Below are 14,742 nucleotides of genomic sequence, written 5' to 3'. Positions count from 1 at the left end.
GGGCGGACGCTGGCGGACGATCTGGCCCAGCGTAGACGGCAGCCGCCGCAGTCAGGACCTCGGTGATGGTTGCCTGGGGTCAAGGAGTCGCTTCGTCAGCCACGTCGGCACGCGGTGACGCATACCAGACCGGACGAAGGCGGAATCCGTAGCCGACTAGCAGCGCCGAGGTGCTGGCCGCCAGGAGACTGATGATGAACGCGACCACGGCACCGAGTCGGAAACCGATGGACACGAGTCCGCCAACTGCTGCAAGCAGCCCGGGAACCACAATCAGCACTGTGGAAGCGGCGGCTCGAACGGCTGCAGATTTGGCCAGGCCAGCGCGGGCGTGAGACACGTCCCAATGGCGAAGGGCTTGCTCCGGCGCCATGACACGGGAAACCTCTTCCTGGAACTCCGTCGCGAGATACGTCCATAAAGCCCGTGTTGCCGTGGTGTGTTGTATATAGACGCAGGAAGCCCCGAGTCCCAGTATCGGAATGAAGAACAGGAGCCATCGCCGGGCGTCTGTGCCGGTCAAGGAGACTCCTGCCAGGGTCGCGGATGCGCCGAGGAACAAGGTAAGCGTGGATTCCCTGATAGTCTGGCGCTGGAGGATCTCGGAACGCGTGGCGTTGTAAAAAGCCGTCAGAAGCCCGAGAGTGTCGCGACGGGTATCCGGAGTCTCTGCCATGTGGCCTCCATCTGCTGGACGATCCCAAGCCCAGTACAGCACCTATGACCAACACCAGTACGAACCAAGGTGCGTGTGACACAAAATTACGTATTCGTCCGTATCCCGGGTGACGTTGGAGTGCTAATCCGCGTCGAAGTGCTCGGGCCCACAGGCCGCCTACCGACTGGCTCGACGGGCACCGCCCACCCGCGCCACCACAATCGCCGGCAGCCTGACCTGGTGTCCCACGGGCAACAGATAGAGCAGCAGCGCCCCACTCATCGCGAGACCGAAGGTGACCAGCTCCAGGACGACCGCGATACCGACGTGGAACACCAGCCCGGCGACCAGGAGCAGGCGGCGCAGCTCGGCGGGCATCAGCCGGGCGAGGGCCAGGGCGAACTCCAGCACGAGCACCGACCAGGTGAACAGCGTCACCCCCACTGCGGAACCGGTGACCGCCTCGATGAGCGGACGCAGGAAGTCGGGTGGCTCGTACCCGGGTGTGCGTAGCCAGTAGAACATCGCCGTACCGTCGGCCCACTCGGTGACGCCGAGCTTCGCGATGCAGGCGTGCAGATACACGACGGCGACCTGGAGCCAGACGAGGACCAGAGCGGCGTACGCGACCACCCGGCCGGCGCTGATCGCGGTGCCCGGCGGGGGCGGTTGCCAGTGCCACCGTCGGGGGTCGGTGAGGGCAATCGGAAGTAGCAACAGGCTGAGGGTCGCGGTGATGTGGTCACCGCCGTCCAACGCGGACAGGTTCGCGATCACGCTCCACGAGATGTACCAGTGCGGCAGTGCCGTCCAGCGGGGCCGCCAGCCGCTGGCCACCACTACCAGCACGGCGATCGCCGCCCACGCGGCGTGCTGCCCCTGCTGGGCGGGCAGCACGCACCAGATGCCGGCGGCGGCCGGCCCGGTGCAGTCCTCGGCGCTGTCCATCGACAGCAGGACCGCCGGCGGGTTGACCAGTAGGGTGGCGCAGGCGCCGGTGGCCAGCAGCGTACGGGCCAGCCCGAATCCGCTCGACCAGGGCGCGACGGCCAGGGCGGGTCGGCAGCGCCGGCCGAGCCGGGCCGGCCACCGGTCTAGCAGGTCACCGTGAGCCGGGCCAGCCGGGACGGGAGCACGGTCGGCAGGTCGTTCCAGGCCCATGGCAGTACCTCCTGAAGGACGATCCCGATGTCGCCGCAGAGCGTGCGTACGGTGGCGGTGTTGGTCACCGCGGTGGCCGGGGCGGCGGCCAGGCAGGTGGAGGGTGCCCCGTCACACCGGGTCCACGAGGTTCCGTCGAGTCGGCGGGTCAGCAGCGAGATCTCGGCGCTGCGGGCACGGTCCCGCTTGTCCAGGCCGGCCGGGCCGCGGCTGCTGCTCGATGCGGGCCGCCACCGGCCGTCCCGGTCCGTCGTGTAGGCCACCGGGCTGGGCCGGCGGGGGTCGCGGGTGAAGAACGCCCAGCCTTCCGGCACGAGTGCGCGGGCCACCGTCCGGCCGGGCGGGGCCGGCATCGCAGCCACCGGCAGCACCGCCCTGGTGAGGTAGCCCACGAGGAGCATGGCGACCACCGCGATCCCGGCGATCCACCGGCCCAACCGGGTGTCGTCCACAGTCGACTACCCGGCTCGCAGGTCGCGGGCGATGGTCGCGATGAACTGGTCCTGCACCAGTTTGGCCCGTGGCGCTGGGTTGCCGGCCATGTCCCAGGACCAGTCGGCGAAGCCACCGGCGAAGACGGCCCGGATGGTGCCGACCTCCAGCGGGGTGCGGTTGTTGTTGTCCATGTCGATGTAGGAGTCTGCCCGGACGACCTCGTACGCGTTCTCCAACAGGGCGTCGTTGACCAGGAGTACGGCGGAGTCCACGGTCTCCTTACCGAATGTCCGGTTGAACACCTCGCGGGCCAGTGCGACGAGGGTGACGAGCCCGTCGCGCACCACGACCGGGTTGCCGCTCTGTACCCGTTGCCCGATCATCACGTCGGACCAGGTGCCGCGGCGGGTCAGCTCGGCGTTGAGCGCGCTCTGGGCGTACCGCAGCGCCGATGTCCACCGGGTCGGCGGGCGCTGCAGGTACACCAGTCGGAAGGCAGCCGGCCCGTCGTTGAACAGGATCGCGTCGGAGAGTTCCGTGGCCCGGTGTCGTGGTGGTGGGCCCGGCCAGCCGGGGTCGGCCTGACCGCGCGCCCCGAAGCCGAGGGAGACCGTTGCCAGGGCCAGCACGAGCAGGCCGAACCAGATCTTGCGATGCATCATGACTTCCTCCCGCACAGCAGTGACTCTTCCGGAGCACCCTGCGCCCGGCCGTCCCCGATCGATCCCCGGCTCGTCCCCGGCGGCGCCGAGACACCACGGAACAGAGCCATCGACAGTTGGCTGTGCAATAGCTCGTAGCGGTGGGAAAATCCGCGGTGGCAGGGCTCATTCGGCGGTCCCACGCGGTTCACGGAGAACAGGTCGTGCGGCGCGGACGAGGGCGGGAGGTACGTGAGGTTCGAGGCGCTGGGCCCGCTCCGAGTACGACTCGACGCTGGCCAGATCTCCCTGGGCGCAGCACGGGAGCAACGGATCCTGGCCGCCCTGTTGCTCGACGCGAACCACGTGGTGCCGCTGTCGCGGCTGGTCGACGTGATCTGGGACGAGCATCCGCCCACCAGCTCGGTCAAGGTGGTCCGCAACTGCGTGTCGACCTTGCGGAGGCAGTTGGCGCGGGCTGGCGAGATCGTCACCGACTCCGGCGGTTACCTGCTTCGCGTCCCGGACGACGAGATCGACCTGCGGGTCTTCGTCGAGCGCGCACGGCAGGGCCGCCGGCTCGCTGCGGCCGGTGACCTGACCGGCGCGATCGTCCACCTGCGGGAGGCGCTGGCGCTGTGGCGCGGATCCGCCTTCACCGGAGTGACCGGCCGGCTGGTCGAGGCGGCGGCGGCCCAGCTCAACGACCAACGCCGCAGCCTCCAGGAAGAACGCCTGTCGCTTGAACTCACGCTGGGCGGCGGAGCCGAACTCGTGGACGAGATCGCCGACCTGGTCGCCGCGGAACCACTGCGCGAACGGGCCCACGGGCAGCTCATGCTCGCCCTGTACCGGGCAGGCCGCCGGACCGAGGCGCTCCGGACGTATCACCAGGTACGCCGACTGCTGGTGGGTGAACTAGGGATCGAGCCGGGACCGGAACTGACCGAGCTGCACCGGGCAATCCTCAACGCCGACCCGCGACTGGCACCGGTCACGGCGCCCGCGGCAATCTCCCGGCCGGAGCCCAGCCAGCCGGAGGCATCGACCACGACCAAGCCGGTTCCGGCGCAGCTACCCGCGTCGCCGTACGCCTTTACCGGACGCACCGCCGAGCTTGACGAGTTGTCCGGGCTGCTGGACGCGGGGGCTCGGACCCGCACGGCCATGGTGGCAGTCCTCTCCGGCATCGCGGGGGTGGGGAAGACGGCCCTGGCGGTCCACTTCGCCCGCCTCGTGGCCGACCGGTTTCCGGACGGCCACCTTCACGTCGATCTGCGCGGCTTCCATCCAACCGGTCCGCCGCTTGACCCCGGTGAGGCGGTTCGTGGCTTCCTGGACGCGTTCGAGGTGCCGGCACAGCAGCTGCCCGAAGGGCTCGCCGCCCAGTCGGCGTTGCTGCGCACGCTGCTGGCCGGTCGTCGGGTCCTGCTGGTGTTGGACAACGCCCGCGACAGCGAGCACGTCCGCCCGCTGCTGCCGGGTGGACCCGGCTGCCTCACCCTGGTCACCAGCCGCAGCAGGCTGACCGGCCTGGTGATGACCGAGGGGGCCCATCCGATCACCGTCGACCCGCTGCCGCTCGGCGACGCGCACAGTATGTTGATCCGCCGCCTCGGAGCGACCCGGCTCACCGCCGAGCCGGCAGCCGTCGCGACGATCGCGGCCCGGTCGGCGGGGCTGCCCCTGGCACTGGCCATCGTTGCGTCCCGGCTGGTCGACCACCCCCGCTTCTCGCTGCGGGCCATCGCCGAGGAACTGGACCTGGCCCACGGAGGTCTGGAGGGGTTCACCGACGCCGAAACCGATGTCCGCTCGGTCTTCTCCTGGTCGTACCGCGCCCTGAGTGGTCCGGCCGCGCGCCTGTTCCGACTGCTCGGCATCCATCCCGGCCCGGAACTGGGTGTGGTGGCCGCGGCCAGCCTCGCCGGTGTTCCACCCGCGCGGGTACGCCCGCTGTTGGCTGAGCTGGCGCACGCGCACATGGTCACCGAGCACACGCCCGGCAGGTACACGATGCACGACCTGCTCCGCGCGTACGCCATGGAGCGGACGGACACCGAGGAGGACGGCGCCGAGCGGCTCGCGGTGACCAACCGGATGTTCGACCACTACCTGGCCGGCGCCCACCTCGCCGACCTGCGACTGCATCCGCATCGGGATCCGATCGGGCTACCACCGGCGGTGGCGGGCGTGACTGTGGCGGCCATCGGCGACCGCGAGGTCGCCCGGACCTGGTTCAGCCAGGAGTACCCGGTGCTGCTCGATCTTCTGCGGCGGGCCGGCGGCGACGGCTACGACGTCCACGCGTGGCAGCTCGGCTGGGCCCTGACCACGTTCCTGGACCGGTGTGGCCGCTGGCATGACCAGGCAATCGTTCAACAGCTCGCGCTGGAGGCGGCCCGCCGCGTCGGGGACCGGGACGGGCAGGCCCGCGCACACCGCAACATCTCCATCGCGCATCTGCGTCGGGGTCTGCACGGCGAGGCGCGCGACCACCTGTGGCACGCGGTGCGGCTCTACCGCGGGCTCGGCGACCAGGTCGGGCAGGCCCGCACCCTGCTCAACCTGGGTACGGTCGCCGAGCATCGCGGTCAGCCCCGGCTCGCCCTGCGCTACGCCGAACTGGCGCAGCGGCTGTTCCGGGCGGTTGGGCACCGAGCCGGGCAGGCGAACGCCCTGAACAACGCGGGTTGGTACCACAGTCAGCTCGGTGACCACGAGCTTGCGCTACACCACTGCCAGCGGGCGCTGTTGCTGCAACAGGAGGCCGGTGACCGCTACTGGCAGGCTCACACCTGGGACAGCCTCGGGTGCGTGCACCACCATCTGGGCCAGTATTCCGAGGCCACCGAGTGCTACCGACAGGCCCTGTCGCTCTGGCGCGAGGCGGGCGAACGCTACTACGAGTCAACCACGCTTACGCACCTCGGCGACACCCATCTCGCTGTGGGCGAACGGTCGGCGGCGCGTGGGGTGTGGCGGGAAGCGCTGAACATCGTCGTGGAGTTGGGCCAGGACGCCGACCGCATTCTGGAGAAGATCCGTACGGTGACGACTGGGTGAGGCTGGCCAGGACGCGTCGTCTGTGGCGGTCGTCTGGCCGCTGGCTCCCGTTCCCACCCGCGTCCTGACCTTGGAGATGCCGAAGCCGAGCAGGACGGCGGCCTCGGCGGGGGAGTGCCAGCGGGGGCGGAGGTCGACACGGTGCAGGGTTCGAGGGGCCCGATCTACGCTTCGGCCGTCAGTCCGAGGTCCGGATCTGCTCCAGGCGCGTCAGAGGCTCCTGGAGGTACTCCATGAGCTCCCGCAGCGCGTCCTTCTCCGCCATGGTGATCACAACGCCCTCCTCCCACACGGCGCCGACGAGCGTCGTGATCGCCAGGTCCCAGGCCCCGGCGCCGGCGGCGTCCCGGACGATCGGCAGGTACTTCGGGCTGATCTTGGGTGCGAGCTGGTCGATGATCCGGAGGGTGCGCCGGATGTAATCGTTGACTTCCATGGGTCTCCCGTGGGTGCGGTGGTTAGGGCAGCGGGTTGGTGGTGACGCCCTCGCCGCTGACGGGGTGGCCGCCGGAGATGCTGCCGTCCTTGTCCAGGGTAACTTTGCAGGTGATGCCGTCGCGAGTGCCGATGACGACCCAGCCGTCGCCGCCGGGACGCGCCTGAGGGCGGCTGTCGGGGTTGGCGGCGATGCTCTTGAACCAGCCCTCGACCTGCTCCCTGGTGGTGCCGGGCGGGAAGCGCGTCTTGCCGGGCTCGGTGGAGGAGGGCTTGTGGTCGCCATTGCCCTTGCCGTCGCCGTCCCAGATCTTGTCCATCGCCCCGTCGCCCATCTGACCGAAGCGGTCCATGTCGTACAGGGCGTCGGCGAACTCGGGGTCGTCCCAGGGGTTGGTCCTCTTGGGTACCTCGGGCTCGGATGTGTCGGCGTCCTTCGGGCGGCCCTCCCCGGCGCGCTTGAGGCCGTGCTGCTGGGCCGCTCCCACGCGCTTGGGCATCATTGCCGGGTTGAACTTTTTAGGCTTGGCGCCATCGTCGCCACCGCCGTGCGGTGGGGTGGGGCCCGGGGGCCGCTTGTGGATACCCGCCACAGCGAACAGGACCACCACGACGGCGGTGGTCCGCAGAGCCGCCATGAGTTGTCGCATCGAGGGCCGCCTAGACGTCGAGGAGTGCGCGAAGGGCGGAGAGGCTGCTGATCAGGCCCATCAGCCAGCCGAAGATGCGGCCGGTCCAGCGGACGACGGCGACCGCGAGCTGGGAGGCGACCAGCGGTGTGGCGAAGCCGACAGAGAAGACCACCTCGGCCAGCCACACCACGACCTTGGCGATGCAGTCGGCGATGAAGGCGCGCACCACCTCCCGCACCGTCTGCACCAGGACTCCCGCGCCACGGGTCGCGGCACCCATGCCGGCGGCCGTGCCCGCGAAGATCCCGGCGACGTCGATGTTGATGGTCAGGATGTCGCGGTAGGCGTCGGCGGCCGTGCCCTGCCATCCGTCGAGGTCGCCGACCAGCCGCGCCTTGAGGTCCTCGGCGATGGAGAACAACTCACTGGCCATGTTGTCCCAGGTCAAGGCGTGCGTCTCGATGGTCTCGGGGTCGCCGGCCAGCCAGTCGAGTGCCTGCTTCAGTGGCTCGACCTGCTCGATGGCCCACTCGATGCCCATCGACAGGAGCGTGCTGAACGGGTCGATGACGATGGACGCCCCGTCGAGAGCGGCGCCCAAGCCCGCCACTGAGCCGTCGATCCAGCTGCCGGAGTCGATGGCGGCCTTGATGCCCATGTAGTCGTCGGCGAGCGGCAGGCCGGTCCAGCCGTCGCGGTGCGCGGCGCTTGTCGAAGCGATGTCGGAGGTCGTGGCGACCAGTGGGTTGCTCATGAGAGGGCGCCGGGCCGGCTCAGGTCGCGGAGTGGAAGGAGTTGAAGCCGTCGGTGTTCGACTCCTCGGCCCGCTCGTAGGCGTCGGCGTTTCTCTTGATTCCCGCGGCGAGCAGCGCGATGTTCTCGGCGAGCATCCCCACGCCCTTGTCCTGGTCCCGGTGGCGTCCCTCCAGGATGGGCGGTAAGAACTGGCAGAGCTGCCCGTACGCCTCGTCGGCCTGGAAGATGGTGGCGCTCGCTGACTTGACGGCGGCGAAGCGGTCGTGAATGGCCAACATGGCCGTGGCGTGCGCGCGCAGGGCCTCGACGTCGACCTCGAACCCCCCGTGCATTAGTAACGCCCCTCCTCGTCATCGGTGTCGGCGGTCCGGAATCCGGCCAGCAGGGCCCGGCCGGTCGCCGAGTCGGCGCCGACCGTCTCCCGCACGACTTCGGCGGCGGCCTCGGCGAGCTTGACCCGCGCGTTGCGATAGGCGCCCATGATCGCCTGCTGCGTCTGCTCCAGGCTCACGCGCTGCACCCGCGCGGAGAGCCGGACGTCGGCCATCGCCCCCGTGGAGTCGACGGTGACCTCGACGATCCCGTGGGCGTCGCTGGCCGTGACCCGCAGCGCGCGCAAGCCGGCACTGGCGGCCTGCGTGTCGGCGGCCCGGCGCACGGCATTGGCCTGCCATGCCTCCAGGCGTTCCCTCGCATCCTCGGCGTCCAACAGCGGATTAGCCATCGCGCCTCCGTTTCCGTTGCCGAGCAGGGGCATTCGAGGCGTCAGTGTAACCGCGGCCCGCCACACCAGGTTGCCCAGCGAATGCGGCATGATCTGGTTCGGCGTTGTGCGGGATTGATTGATTGGCGCCACCATCAGCGGCGATCAACTTTTCTGTTCCGTAGAAGTGGACGGCGGGACGGCTCTCAACCAACCTCGTCCCGGAGGAGTGGAAGTCATGATGCTGCGCAAGGTGTTCGGAGCGCTGGTGGCGTTGCTGACCTTCGGCACGGTGCTGGTCGTCACGGCGGCCCCGTCGCAGGCGGCGGTGGCCTGCTCGGGCACTGTCACCTACAGCTACGCGTACCCGCCGAGCAAGCCCGTTGCCGAGCTGGTCATCTACTACAACAGCACCAACGGCGGCACGAACAGCGCCTGCATGTACCACCGCGGCGCGGCGTACGGCTCCTCGGCGCGGACCTCCGTGCAGATCGCCCGGTGCGCGGAGACCTCCGGAAGCGGCTCGTGCACCGCCACCGCGGTCTCCACCAAGGACAACGCCGACTACCTGTACTACGCCGGGCCGCGCGGAGTGACCGGCACGGCGAACAACTGCGTCGACGCGTACGGCGAGATGGACTGGGCCGGCACCACCTACTGGATCCACTCCGGTCGCCAGGGCTGTTGAGTTCGGTGACGCCTGACCGGTGGTCCGGTGGGATCCGTCCCGCCGGGCCACCGGTGGTGGCCGTCGGCGTACGCCCCCATTAGGGGTAGAGGCAGGCGGTACGGCGGGCCGCGAGCCGCTGGTCGGCGGCGAGGGGCAGGGCCTCGGCGGTGCTGGAGCCGTCGGGTCGGGCCGCCCGCACGTCGAGTACGTCGGTCGGCGCGCCACCGCCGAGACAGGCGACAGCGGCCACCGGGATCTCGGCAGTGGGTCCGGGTTGCACGGACGGGCGGTCGAGCTTCCAGACGAGGTCGAACGGCGGGGCGGCCATCCCGGTCAATCCGATCTGGTGCCAGCGGCGCTCCGCCGGCAGCGCGGGGTCGTCCGCGTAGTAGGCGGCAAAGCCGACGATCTCCAGGTGCGTGCCGGTCGCGCTCAGCCGCCACCCACCCGGGCCGGTCAGATCGGGGGCGATCGCGAGGGCGATCGCGGTCGGCCCGGGTCGGTCGCCCGTGCAGCGGGACGGTTCCAGGCCCGTGGGCGGGTTGCCGTGCACCACCCCGGAGGCGATCAGCCCACCGTCGGCGAGGCTGAACCAGCGGATGTCGGGGGTTTGGGAGGTGGAGTCGGTGATCCGCTCACCCAGGCAGTAGCCGGTGAGCCCGACCACGCAGCCGGGCGGAATGGTGTAGAGGATGCCCTGGTCGCGGCGGGGCTCGCTCCGGACGTGCACACCACCGCCGTACGTGACGGCGGTGAAGGCGGCGTCCGTGGTGGTCGCCGGGCAGGCTGTGGTGGTCGTCGTGCCGGCGGCTGCCGTCGCCCCGCTGGCCGGCCACTTCAGCTGGGTCATCGGCACCACGGCGGCGGTACCGGCGAGGCCGGCGACCGCCACCGCCGCCAGCGCCAGTCGCCGTCGGAGTTTCCGGTGCCGCGGGGGGCTCGCGGGCCGATCGTGGGCCGGTCCGGCCGCGCCGTCGGTTGGCTCGTCAGTGGCCGGGGCGGGTGAATCTCCGGCAGTCACAGTGGATGGTGACTCGGCGAGGGGTGTGGCGAGCGGTTCGGCCGGCGTCGGGTCGGGTGTTTCTGCCCTTGCCGGGTCGGCTGGTGCGCTGGCCGAACTGGCGGGCCGCAGTTCCTCGTCCAGTTCGAGCCAACGCTGCCTCCACTGGGCGGTGTCCCCGCCGCAGGCCCCGACGTACGCGAGCAGCACGTCGAGGCTGGGTTGCCGGATTCCGCTGGCAGCGGCGGAGAGGGTCGAGGCGCTGTAGCCGGCCACCTCGGCCAATCGCCGGTAGGTGGGGTTGCCCGCTTCGACACGTAACTTCCGTAGCTCATGGGCGAAGGACGACAACGGTCCAGCCGTCGGATCTACGGGCCGCTCGTGCCGAGCCATGCCGCTCCCTTGTCCCGGTAGCGCCCTGGAGCGGGGGTGCCGCAGCACAGGGCTCATGTTTCCTGGTAAGTCGTCCAAAGTAGAAAAATTATATTGATTTCCTGGAACGGCAGACGACGGCTACCAGTGTGCGGGGGTGGCGTGGGACCGGCGGTGCGCGCTCCACCGTTGAACGTCGCCGGGTGCGGCCCGACAGGCGGGTCCCGCTCCGGCGAGCTGCAACATCCTCCATCGCGGATGCGTCTTTTGTCCGTGATCGCTCCGGCAACGTGGTACGACTGCTTCAGCGACTAGCCGACGAAGCGAGCGGGCCGGGTGACGAGTAACAGAGTGGCCAATCTGCTGCGCAGGCGTGAGAGTCCGCAGCGGCCGACGTTCCTGGAACTGTTCTTCGATCTCGTTTACGTCTTCGCGCTCACCCGAATTGTGCACGAGTTGGTGTTGGACTACACCAGGGGGCACGTCGCGGAGCGGTTGACCACCTCCCTCGCGGAGAACGGCGAGACTCTGCTGCTGCTGTTGGCCCTGTGGTGGATCTGGACCCAGACGGCATGGGTGACCAGCAGATTCGATCCGTTCCAGCCGCCGATCCAGTTCGTTGTCGTCGCGACGATGTACGGAAGCCTGCTCATGGCGGTCGCGATTGCGGGGGCTCTCGCCGACACTGGCATGCTGTTCGCGAGCACCTATGTCGCGATTCAGGTGGGCCGCACCCTCTTCTTCGTGGGCATCGTGCGCGGTCACAATTTGCGCCGCGTCAATATGTTGGCGCTCATCTGGTTCAGTGCGTCGGCCGTACCGTGGCTCGCCGGAGCCTTCGCTCCCGAGGTGACGCGCAATTCGCTGTGGACGGTGGCCCTGGCAATCGACTACCTGGGGGCCAGGCTCGGCTGGCCGATACCGGGGCTGGGCCGCTCGCGGGTGTCCCCGTGGGCCGTCGCGGGCGAGCACCTGGCCGAGCGCTACTGGCAGCTTGTCATTGTCGCGCTTGGCGAGACGATCCTGACCTCCGGGTCGAGTCTTCTCCGCGGCTCGATCGTGGCCGAACGAATGATGGCCCTTACCTTGTCGTTCCTCACCACGGTGTTGCTGTGGCGGATCTACTTCTATCGAGCCGGCCAGATCCTGGGCGAGGCCATCGCGGCATCCGCCGACCCGGGCCGGCTCGGTCGGTGGGCCGAGTTCGCCCACCTGCTCATGGTGTCCGGCATCCTCGCCACCTCGGCCGGCTCCGAACTCGTCCTCATAGATCCATCCGGAGAGGCCAAACCCGCCTGGGTCGGAGCCATCCTCGGAGGGCCCGCGCTCTACCTCGCCGGGCGCTCAGTGTTCGAGTACGTGGCCTTCGCCCGAGTGTCCTGGCCACGGCCGATCGGGATCCTCGTCCTCGCGGCCATGGCACCGATCATGGTCGGCCTACCGCCCCTCGGGGTCGCCGCGGCGGCGGCTGCCGTCCTGCTCGGCATTGCCGTCTCCGACACGACCCGAGCCCACGGACGTCCACTGGAGGAGGCCTCGCCGCCACGCTGACGCGTATCCGTCACCCATTGAACGAGGTCGACTCGCCGGGCAACCTGCGAGACGGCGATCACGGGCTTACACGCCCAGGCCTCCCACCACTGTTACCTCTTGGCTGGTGAACTCGCCCGTAAGCATCGGCATGGCCTTGCCGATCGCCGCCCTGGTCTCGGGAAGCTGCAACGAGGCGTCGTGCTTCTCCTTGCTCTGCCACACCTCACTCACCCAGATCGTGTCGTCGTCGGTGTCCGAGACGCTCACGACGTACAGGTCGCATCCGACCGTGCGCAGGCCATCAGCGCCGCTCAGCAGGATGTCCACGACGTCATCCCGGTAACCAGGCTTGGCCTTCATCGATCCGATGTAGCCGTACGACACAGCAACTCCTTAAGCGGCGGCGAGCTGATCGGGTTCATGCGACGAGCGCAGAAAGCGCCTCGCAACGGAAACGATTTCTGCGGCCTCGAGCATACTGATCTATCGCTGACAAGGCGCGGCGATCGTGAGCGTGCCCCGATCGACTGCCGAGATGATGGAGGCGTTCGCGTGGTGAGTCAGCGCAGTGCTGTTGCGAGTTCGGTGGCGTTGTCGAACGCGGCTGCCGCCCTTTCTGACTCGTCGTCGGTGAGCGTGACGGACTGGGCGCGGGCCAGCAGTTCGGCCGCGGTGTCCGGGTCGTGCAGCACCATCGCGAGTTCGGCGCGGTAGACCAGGACCTCTACCTGCTCGACCGGGTCGTCGTCGGCCTGCGGGCGGGCCAACGCGCTGTCGAGGATCCGAACGGCCTGGCTGACGCTTCCCCTGGAGTCGGCCTGTACGACGGCATTCGCCAGGGCTTTGGCCAGCCGCCCGGCAGACGTGGCGTCCGGCATGGGGGCGGCGGTGGGGTCCCGGAACACGCGGATCCAGTTGCCGCCCGGGTCGATGACGCTGAATCCGCCCAACCCGTCGGCGTTCTTTCGCGCCCTGGGCCGGGTCATCCGCGGCGTTCCGGACACCAGTACCTTGCCGTACGCGGCGCGCATGCCGGCTGCGAATGCTCGGTGCAGTCCCTCGATGTCCGGGGTGATTACGAGACAGGAGCCGTAGGACTGCTCCGGGTCGAATCCGGCGATCTCGAAGAACTGCAGGTCGATGTCCTCGCGCTGCACCCCCACGCACGGGTTGGGCTTGCGTTGTTTGTACGTGGTGTGGAAACCGAGAACTCCGTAGAAGGTTTCGATGTCGTCGATGGATGCGCACGGCAGCAGGGGAACGGTCCGCTCGTTGGCCATGCCTCCTTCCTAGGCGTCGCGGGGTGTCCGTCGCACATGGAAATAGCTGACCATCGCCTCCGGCCATCCGTTCGGCTGATGACCCCGAACGCAACGACGGTGGCGAGCTGGACACGCCGTCAGACCGGGTCGGCGGCGCGGAGCTGTGGCCACCGCTGCTCGGTCCAGGCCCGCAACAGCCACTCCATCGGTCCGTACCGGAACCGTGCCATCCACGCCGCGCTGGCGGCGAGCTGCGCACCGTAGATGGCGACCGCGATGACGAGGACGACCGCGGGTGCGACGGTGCCGGCGAGGCCCAGTCCGACGCCGGTGAAGACCAGCACACAGAGCAGCGATTGACCCAGGTAGTTCGACAGGGACATCCGTCCGGCCGGTGCGAGTACGGCGACCACCCGCCGGCCCCGGTTGGTCTGGAAGAAGCGGAGAAGGGTGGCGGCGTACGCGGCGGCGAGCAGCGGCGCGGTGAGTACGCCCGCCGTCAGTCCGGTCAGGTTGGCGGTGCCGCCGCCGGAGGCGAAGATCACCGCACCCGCCAGGCCGATCGGATAGCCCACTTGCTGCACCCGGCGCAGGAACTGCCGGTTTCCGACGACGTCGGTGAGCAGCCGGCGCCGCCCGGCCGCGTAACCGAAGAGGAAGGCCGAGAGCGCGAGCGGCCCCTGCACGAGGAGGGTGCCGAACATCGCCGGCAGTTGCCGTACGTGCTCGGTGATCACCGACCCGATTCCGCCCTGTAGTGCCTCGGTGGATCGCTGCCCCGCCGCCAGTGCCGTCGCCGGATCGGTGACCAGCTGGGTTCCGCCGACGGCGGCGAGCGCGAGGACGAAACCGATCCCGCCGGTCAGCAGTACGGCGGCGCGCAGCGCGGTCCCGACGCGGACTCCCCGCATGGCGAGCAGGATCAGGCCGAGCAATGCGTACGTGGTCAGGATGTCGCCCTGGAACAGCAGCACCGCGTGCAGGATGCCGAGCACGAAGAGCCCGGCCAGCCGTCGCCGGAACCGGGGGGCGAAGTCGACGCCGCGCCGCGCGGCGGAGTCGAGTTGGAGCGTGAAGCTGTAGCCGAACAGGAAGGAGAAGAGCAGGTACGCCTTCATCGTGAAGAGCAGCTCGACCAACCACAGGACCGCCTGGTCGCCCCACGAGTCGTGCGCGGGATCCGGCACCAGATGGAAGGGATAGCCGGAGGCGAAGAAGGCGATGTTGACAATCAGGATGAGGAGCAACGCCACGGCGCGCAACGCGTCGACGGCAGCGATCCGGGAGAACGGCCCGGGCGGCCCTTCATTAACGACTGACGGGTCTTTGACGGAGAACTTCACGCGGCTACCCCCGTATCGAACAGTAAATCGAATTCGATGGCTCCCTCCGACCCTACGAAGCGGCAAATCCAGGTG

16 protein-coding genes and 1 pseudogene are annotated in these 14,742 nt (G+C 69.3%); 3 read left to right on the top strand and 14 right to left on the bottom strand.

What is annotated here, in order from left to right; all coding sequences use genetic code 11:
- Positions 1 to 79 precede the first annotated feature (79 nt).
- From KBX26_RS15270 to KBX26_RS15255, 4 genes are all read right to left on the bottom strand, one after another.
- The gene (locus KBX26_RS15270) at positions 80 to 676 is read right to left on the bottom strand and encodes a hypothetical protein (RefSeq protein ID WP_210865703.1); all 597 of its coding nucleotides are present in this window, start codon (positions 674 to 676) and stop codon (positions 80 to 82) included.
- 159 nt (positions 677 to 835) lie between these two features.
- Positions 836 to 1,819 (bottom strand): sporulation-delaying protein SdpB family protein, encoded by a 984-nt coding sequence (locus tag KBX26_RS15265; RefSeq protein ID WP_210865702.1) that lies wholly within the window; start codon positions 1,817 to 1,819, stop codon positions 836 to 838.
- Positions 1,753 to 2,271 carry an SdpA family antimicrobial peptide system protein gene (locus KBX26_RS15260; RefSeq protein WP_210865701.1) on the bottom strand — a complete coding sequence of 173 codons (519 nt, stop codon included), beginning with the start codon at positions 2,269 to 2,271 and terminating at the stop codon, positions 1,753 to 1,755. Before KBX26_RS15260 ends, KBX26_RS15265 begins: the two co-directional genes overlap by 67 nt.
- A gap of 6 nt (positions 2,272 to 2,277) precedes the next feature.
- The gene (locus tag KBX26_RS15255) at positions 2,278 to 2,916 is read right to left on the bottom strand and encodes a hypothetical protein (RefSeq protein ID WP_130399913.1); all 639 of its coding nucleotides are present in this window, start codon (positions 2,914 to 2,916) and stop codon (positions 2,278 to 2,280) included.
- A 231-nt stretch (positions 2,917 to 3,147) separates the two neighbouring features.
- On the opposite strand from KBX26_RS15255, the gene KBX26_RS15250 reads away from it, so the two are divergent.
- Complete coding sequence (locus KBX26_RS15250) at positions 3,148 to 5,961, top strand: BTAD domain-containing putative transcriptional regulator (RefSeq protein WP_210865700.1); 2,814 nt, start codon at positions 3,148 to 3,150, stop codon at positions 5,959 to 5,961.
- A gap of 45 nt (positions 5,962 to 6,006) precedes the next feature.
- Here KBX26_RS15250 and KBX26_RS33220 read toward each other — a convergent pair.
- The 6 genes and pseudogenes from KBX26_RS33220 to KBX26_RS15225 all read right to left on the bottom strand — a co-directional run.
- Positions 6,007 to 6,108 (bottom strand): annotated as a pseudogene (locus tag KBX26_RS33220) (DNA-binding protein); the annotation flags it as partial.
- 31 nt (positions 6,109 to 6,139) lie between these two features.
- Positions 6,140 to 6,397: a hypothetical protein gene (locus KBX26_RS15245; RefSeq protein ID WP_210865699.1), complete on the bottom strand. Its 258-nt coding sequence runs from the start codon at positions 6,395 to 6,397 to the stop codon at positions 6,140 to 6,142.
- 22 nt (positions 6,398 to 6,419) lie between these two features.
- Positions 6,420 to 7,046, bottom strand: coding sequence for an EndoU domain-containing protein (locus KBX26_RS15240; RefSeq protein WP_081883897.1), 627 nt, complete (start codon positions 7,044 to 7,046; stop codon positions 6,420 to 6,422).
- Between the two features lie 10 nt (positions 7,047 to 7,056).
- A complete protein-coding gene (locus KBX26_RS15235) occupies positions 7,057 to 7,782 on the bottom strand; it encodes a WXG100 family type VII secretion target (RefSeq protein WP_030333699.1) in 726 nt (241 codons plus the stop codon).
- Between the two features lie 19 nt (positions 7,783 to 7,801).
- Entirely contained in the window at positions 7,802 to 8,116 is a 315-nt protein-coding gene (locus KBX26_RS15230) for a hypothetical protein (protein WP_030333701.1), read from the bottom strand.
- Positions 8,116 to 8,643 (bottom strand): YbaB/EbfC family nucleoid-associated protein, encoded by a 528-nt coding sequence (locus tag KBX26_RS15225; protein WP_210865698.1) that lies wholly within the window; start codon positions 8,641 to 8,643, stop codon positions 8,116 to 8,118. Before KBX26_RS15225 ends, KBX26_RS15230 begins: the two co-directional genes overlap by 1 nt.
- A gap of 82 nt (positions 8,644 to 8,725) precedes the next feature.
- Here KBX26_RS15225 and KBX26_RS15220 point away from each other — a divergent pair, with 82 nt between their 5' ends.
- Positions 8,726 to 9,175 (top strand): hypothetical protein, encoded by a 450-nt coding sequence (locus KBX26_RS15220; RefSeq protein ID WP_156057646.1) that lies wholly within the window; start codon positions 8,726 to 8,728, stop codon positions 9,173 to 9,175.
- A 79-nt stretch (positions 9,176 to 9,254) separates the two neighbouring features.
- Here KBX26_RS15220 and KBX26_RS15215 read toward each other — a convergent pair whose 3' ends face one another.
- Entirely contained in the window at positions 9,255 to 10,550 is a 1,296-nt protein-coding gene (locus tag KBX26_RS15215) for a helix-turn-helix domain-containing protein (protein ID WP_210865697.1), read from the bottom strand.
- Positions 10,551 to 10,880: 330 nt separating this feature from the next.
- Between KBX26_RS15215 and KBX26_RS15210 the strand changes: the two genes are divergently transcribed.
- Positions 10,881 to 12,080 carry a low temperature requirement protein A gene (locus KBX26_RS15210; RefSeq protein ID WP_210865696.1) on the top strand — a complete coding sequence of 400 codons (1,200 nt, stop codon included), beginning with the start codon at positions 10,881 to 10,883 and terminating at the stop codon, positions 12,078 to 12,080.
- A gap of 66 nt (positions 12,081 to 12,146) precedes the next feature.
- Here KBX26_RS15210 and KBX26_RS15205 read toward each other — a convergent pair whose 3' ends face one another.
- The 3 genes from KBX26_RS15205 to KBX26_RS33015 all read right to left on the bottom strand — a co-directional run bounded on the left by KBX26_RS15205 (position 12,147) and on the right by KBX26_RS33015 (position 14,667).
- Entirely contained in the window at positions 12,147 to 12,446 is a 300-nt protein-coding gene (locus tag KBX26_RS15205) for a putative quinol monooxygenase (protein ID WP_210862688.1), read from the bottom strand.
- A gap of 176 nt (positions 12,447 to 12,622) precedes the next feature.
- The gene (locus tag KBX26_RS15200; protein ID WP_210862686.1) at positions 12,623 to 13,342 is read right to left on the bottom strand and encodes a VOC family protein; all 720 of its coding nucleotides are present in this window, start codon (positions 13,340 to 13,342) and stop codon (positions 12,623 to 12,625) included.
- A gap of 119 nt (positions 13,343 to 13,461) precedes the next feature.
- Entirely contained in the window at positions 13,462 to 14,667 is a 1,206-nt protein-coding gene (locus KBX26_RS33015) for a DUF418 domain-containing protein (protein WP_210862684.1), read from the bottom strand.
- Positions 14,668 to 14,742: the final 75 nt, after the last annotated feature.

Source organism: Micromonospora sp. C97 (assembly GCF_018070385.1).
Classification (GTDB): domain Bacteria; phylum Actinomycetota; class Actinomycetes; order Mycobacteriales; family Micromonosporaceae; genus Micromonospora; species Micromonospora parva.
This window is presented reverse-complemented; position numbering and strand designations above follow the sequence as displayed.

Excerpts from the sequence above, each read along its gene's own strand:
- KBX26_RS15215 (WP_210865697.1), bottom strand. The coding sequence starts at position 10,550 with ATGGCTCGGCACGAGCGGCCCGTAGATCCGACGGCTGGACCGTTGTCG.
- KBX26_RS15225 (WP_210865698.1), bottom strand. The coding sequence starts at position 8,643 with ATGGTGGCGCCAATCAATCAATCCCGCACAACGCCGAACCAGATCATG.
- KBX26_RS15235 (WP_030333699.1), bottom strand. The coding sequence starts at position 7,782 with ATGAGCAACCCACTGGTCGCCACGACCTCCGACATCGCTTCGACAAGC.
- KBX26_RS15245 (WP_210865699.1), bottom strand. The coding sequence starts at position 6,397 with ATGGAAGTCAACGATTACATCCGGCGCACCCTCCGGATCATCGACCAG.
- KBX26_RS15265 (WP_210865702.1), bottom strand. The coding sequence starts at position 1,819 with ATGGGCCTGGAACGACCTGCCGACCGTGCTCCCGTCCCGGCTGGCCCG.
- KBX26_RS15240 (WP_081883897.1), bottom strand. The coding sequence starts at position 7,046 with ATGCGACAACTCATGGCGGCTCTGCGGACCACCGCCGTCGTGGTGGTC.
- KBX26_RS15255 (WP_130399913.1), bottom strand. The coding sequence starts at position 2,916 with ATGATGCATCGCAAGATCTGGTTCGGCCTGCTCGTGCTGGCCCTGGCA.
- KBX26_RS15230 (WP_030333701.1), bottom strand. The coding sequence starts at position 8,116 with ATGCACGGGGGGTTCGAGGTCGACGTCGAGGCCCTGCGCGCGCACGCC.
- KBX26_RS15270 (WP_210865703.1), bottom strand. The coding sequence starts at position 676 with ATGGCAGAGACTCCGGATACCCGTCGCGACACTCTCGGGCTTCTGACG.
- KBX26_RS15220 (WP_156057646.1), top strand. The coding sequence starts at position 8,726 with ATGATGCTGCGCAAGGTGTTCGGAGCGCTGGTGGCGTTGCTGACCTTC.
- KBX26_RS15200 (WP_210862686.1), bottom strand. The coding sequence starts at position 13,342 with ATGGCCAACGAGCGGACCGTTCCCCTGCTGCCGTGCGCATCCATCGAC.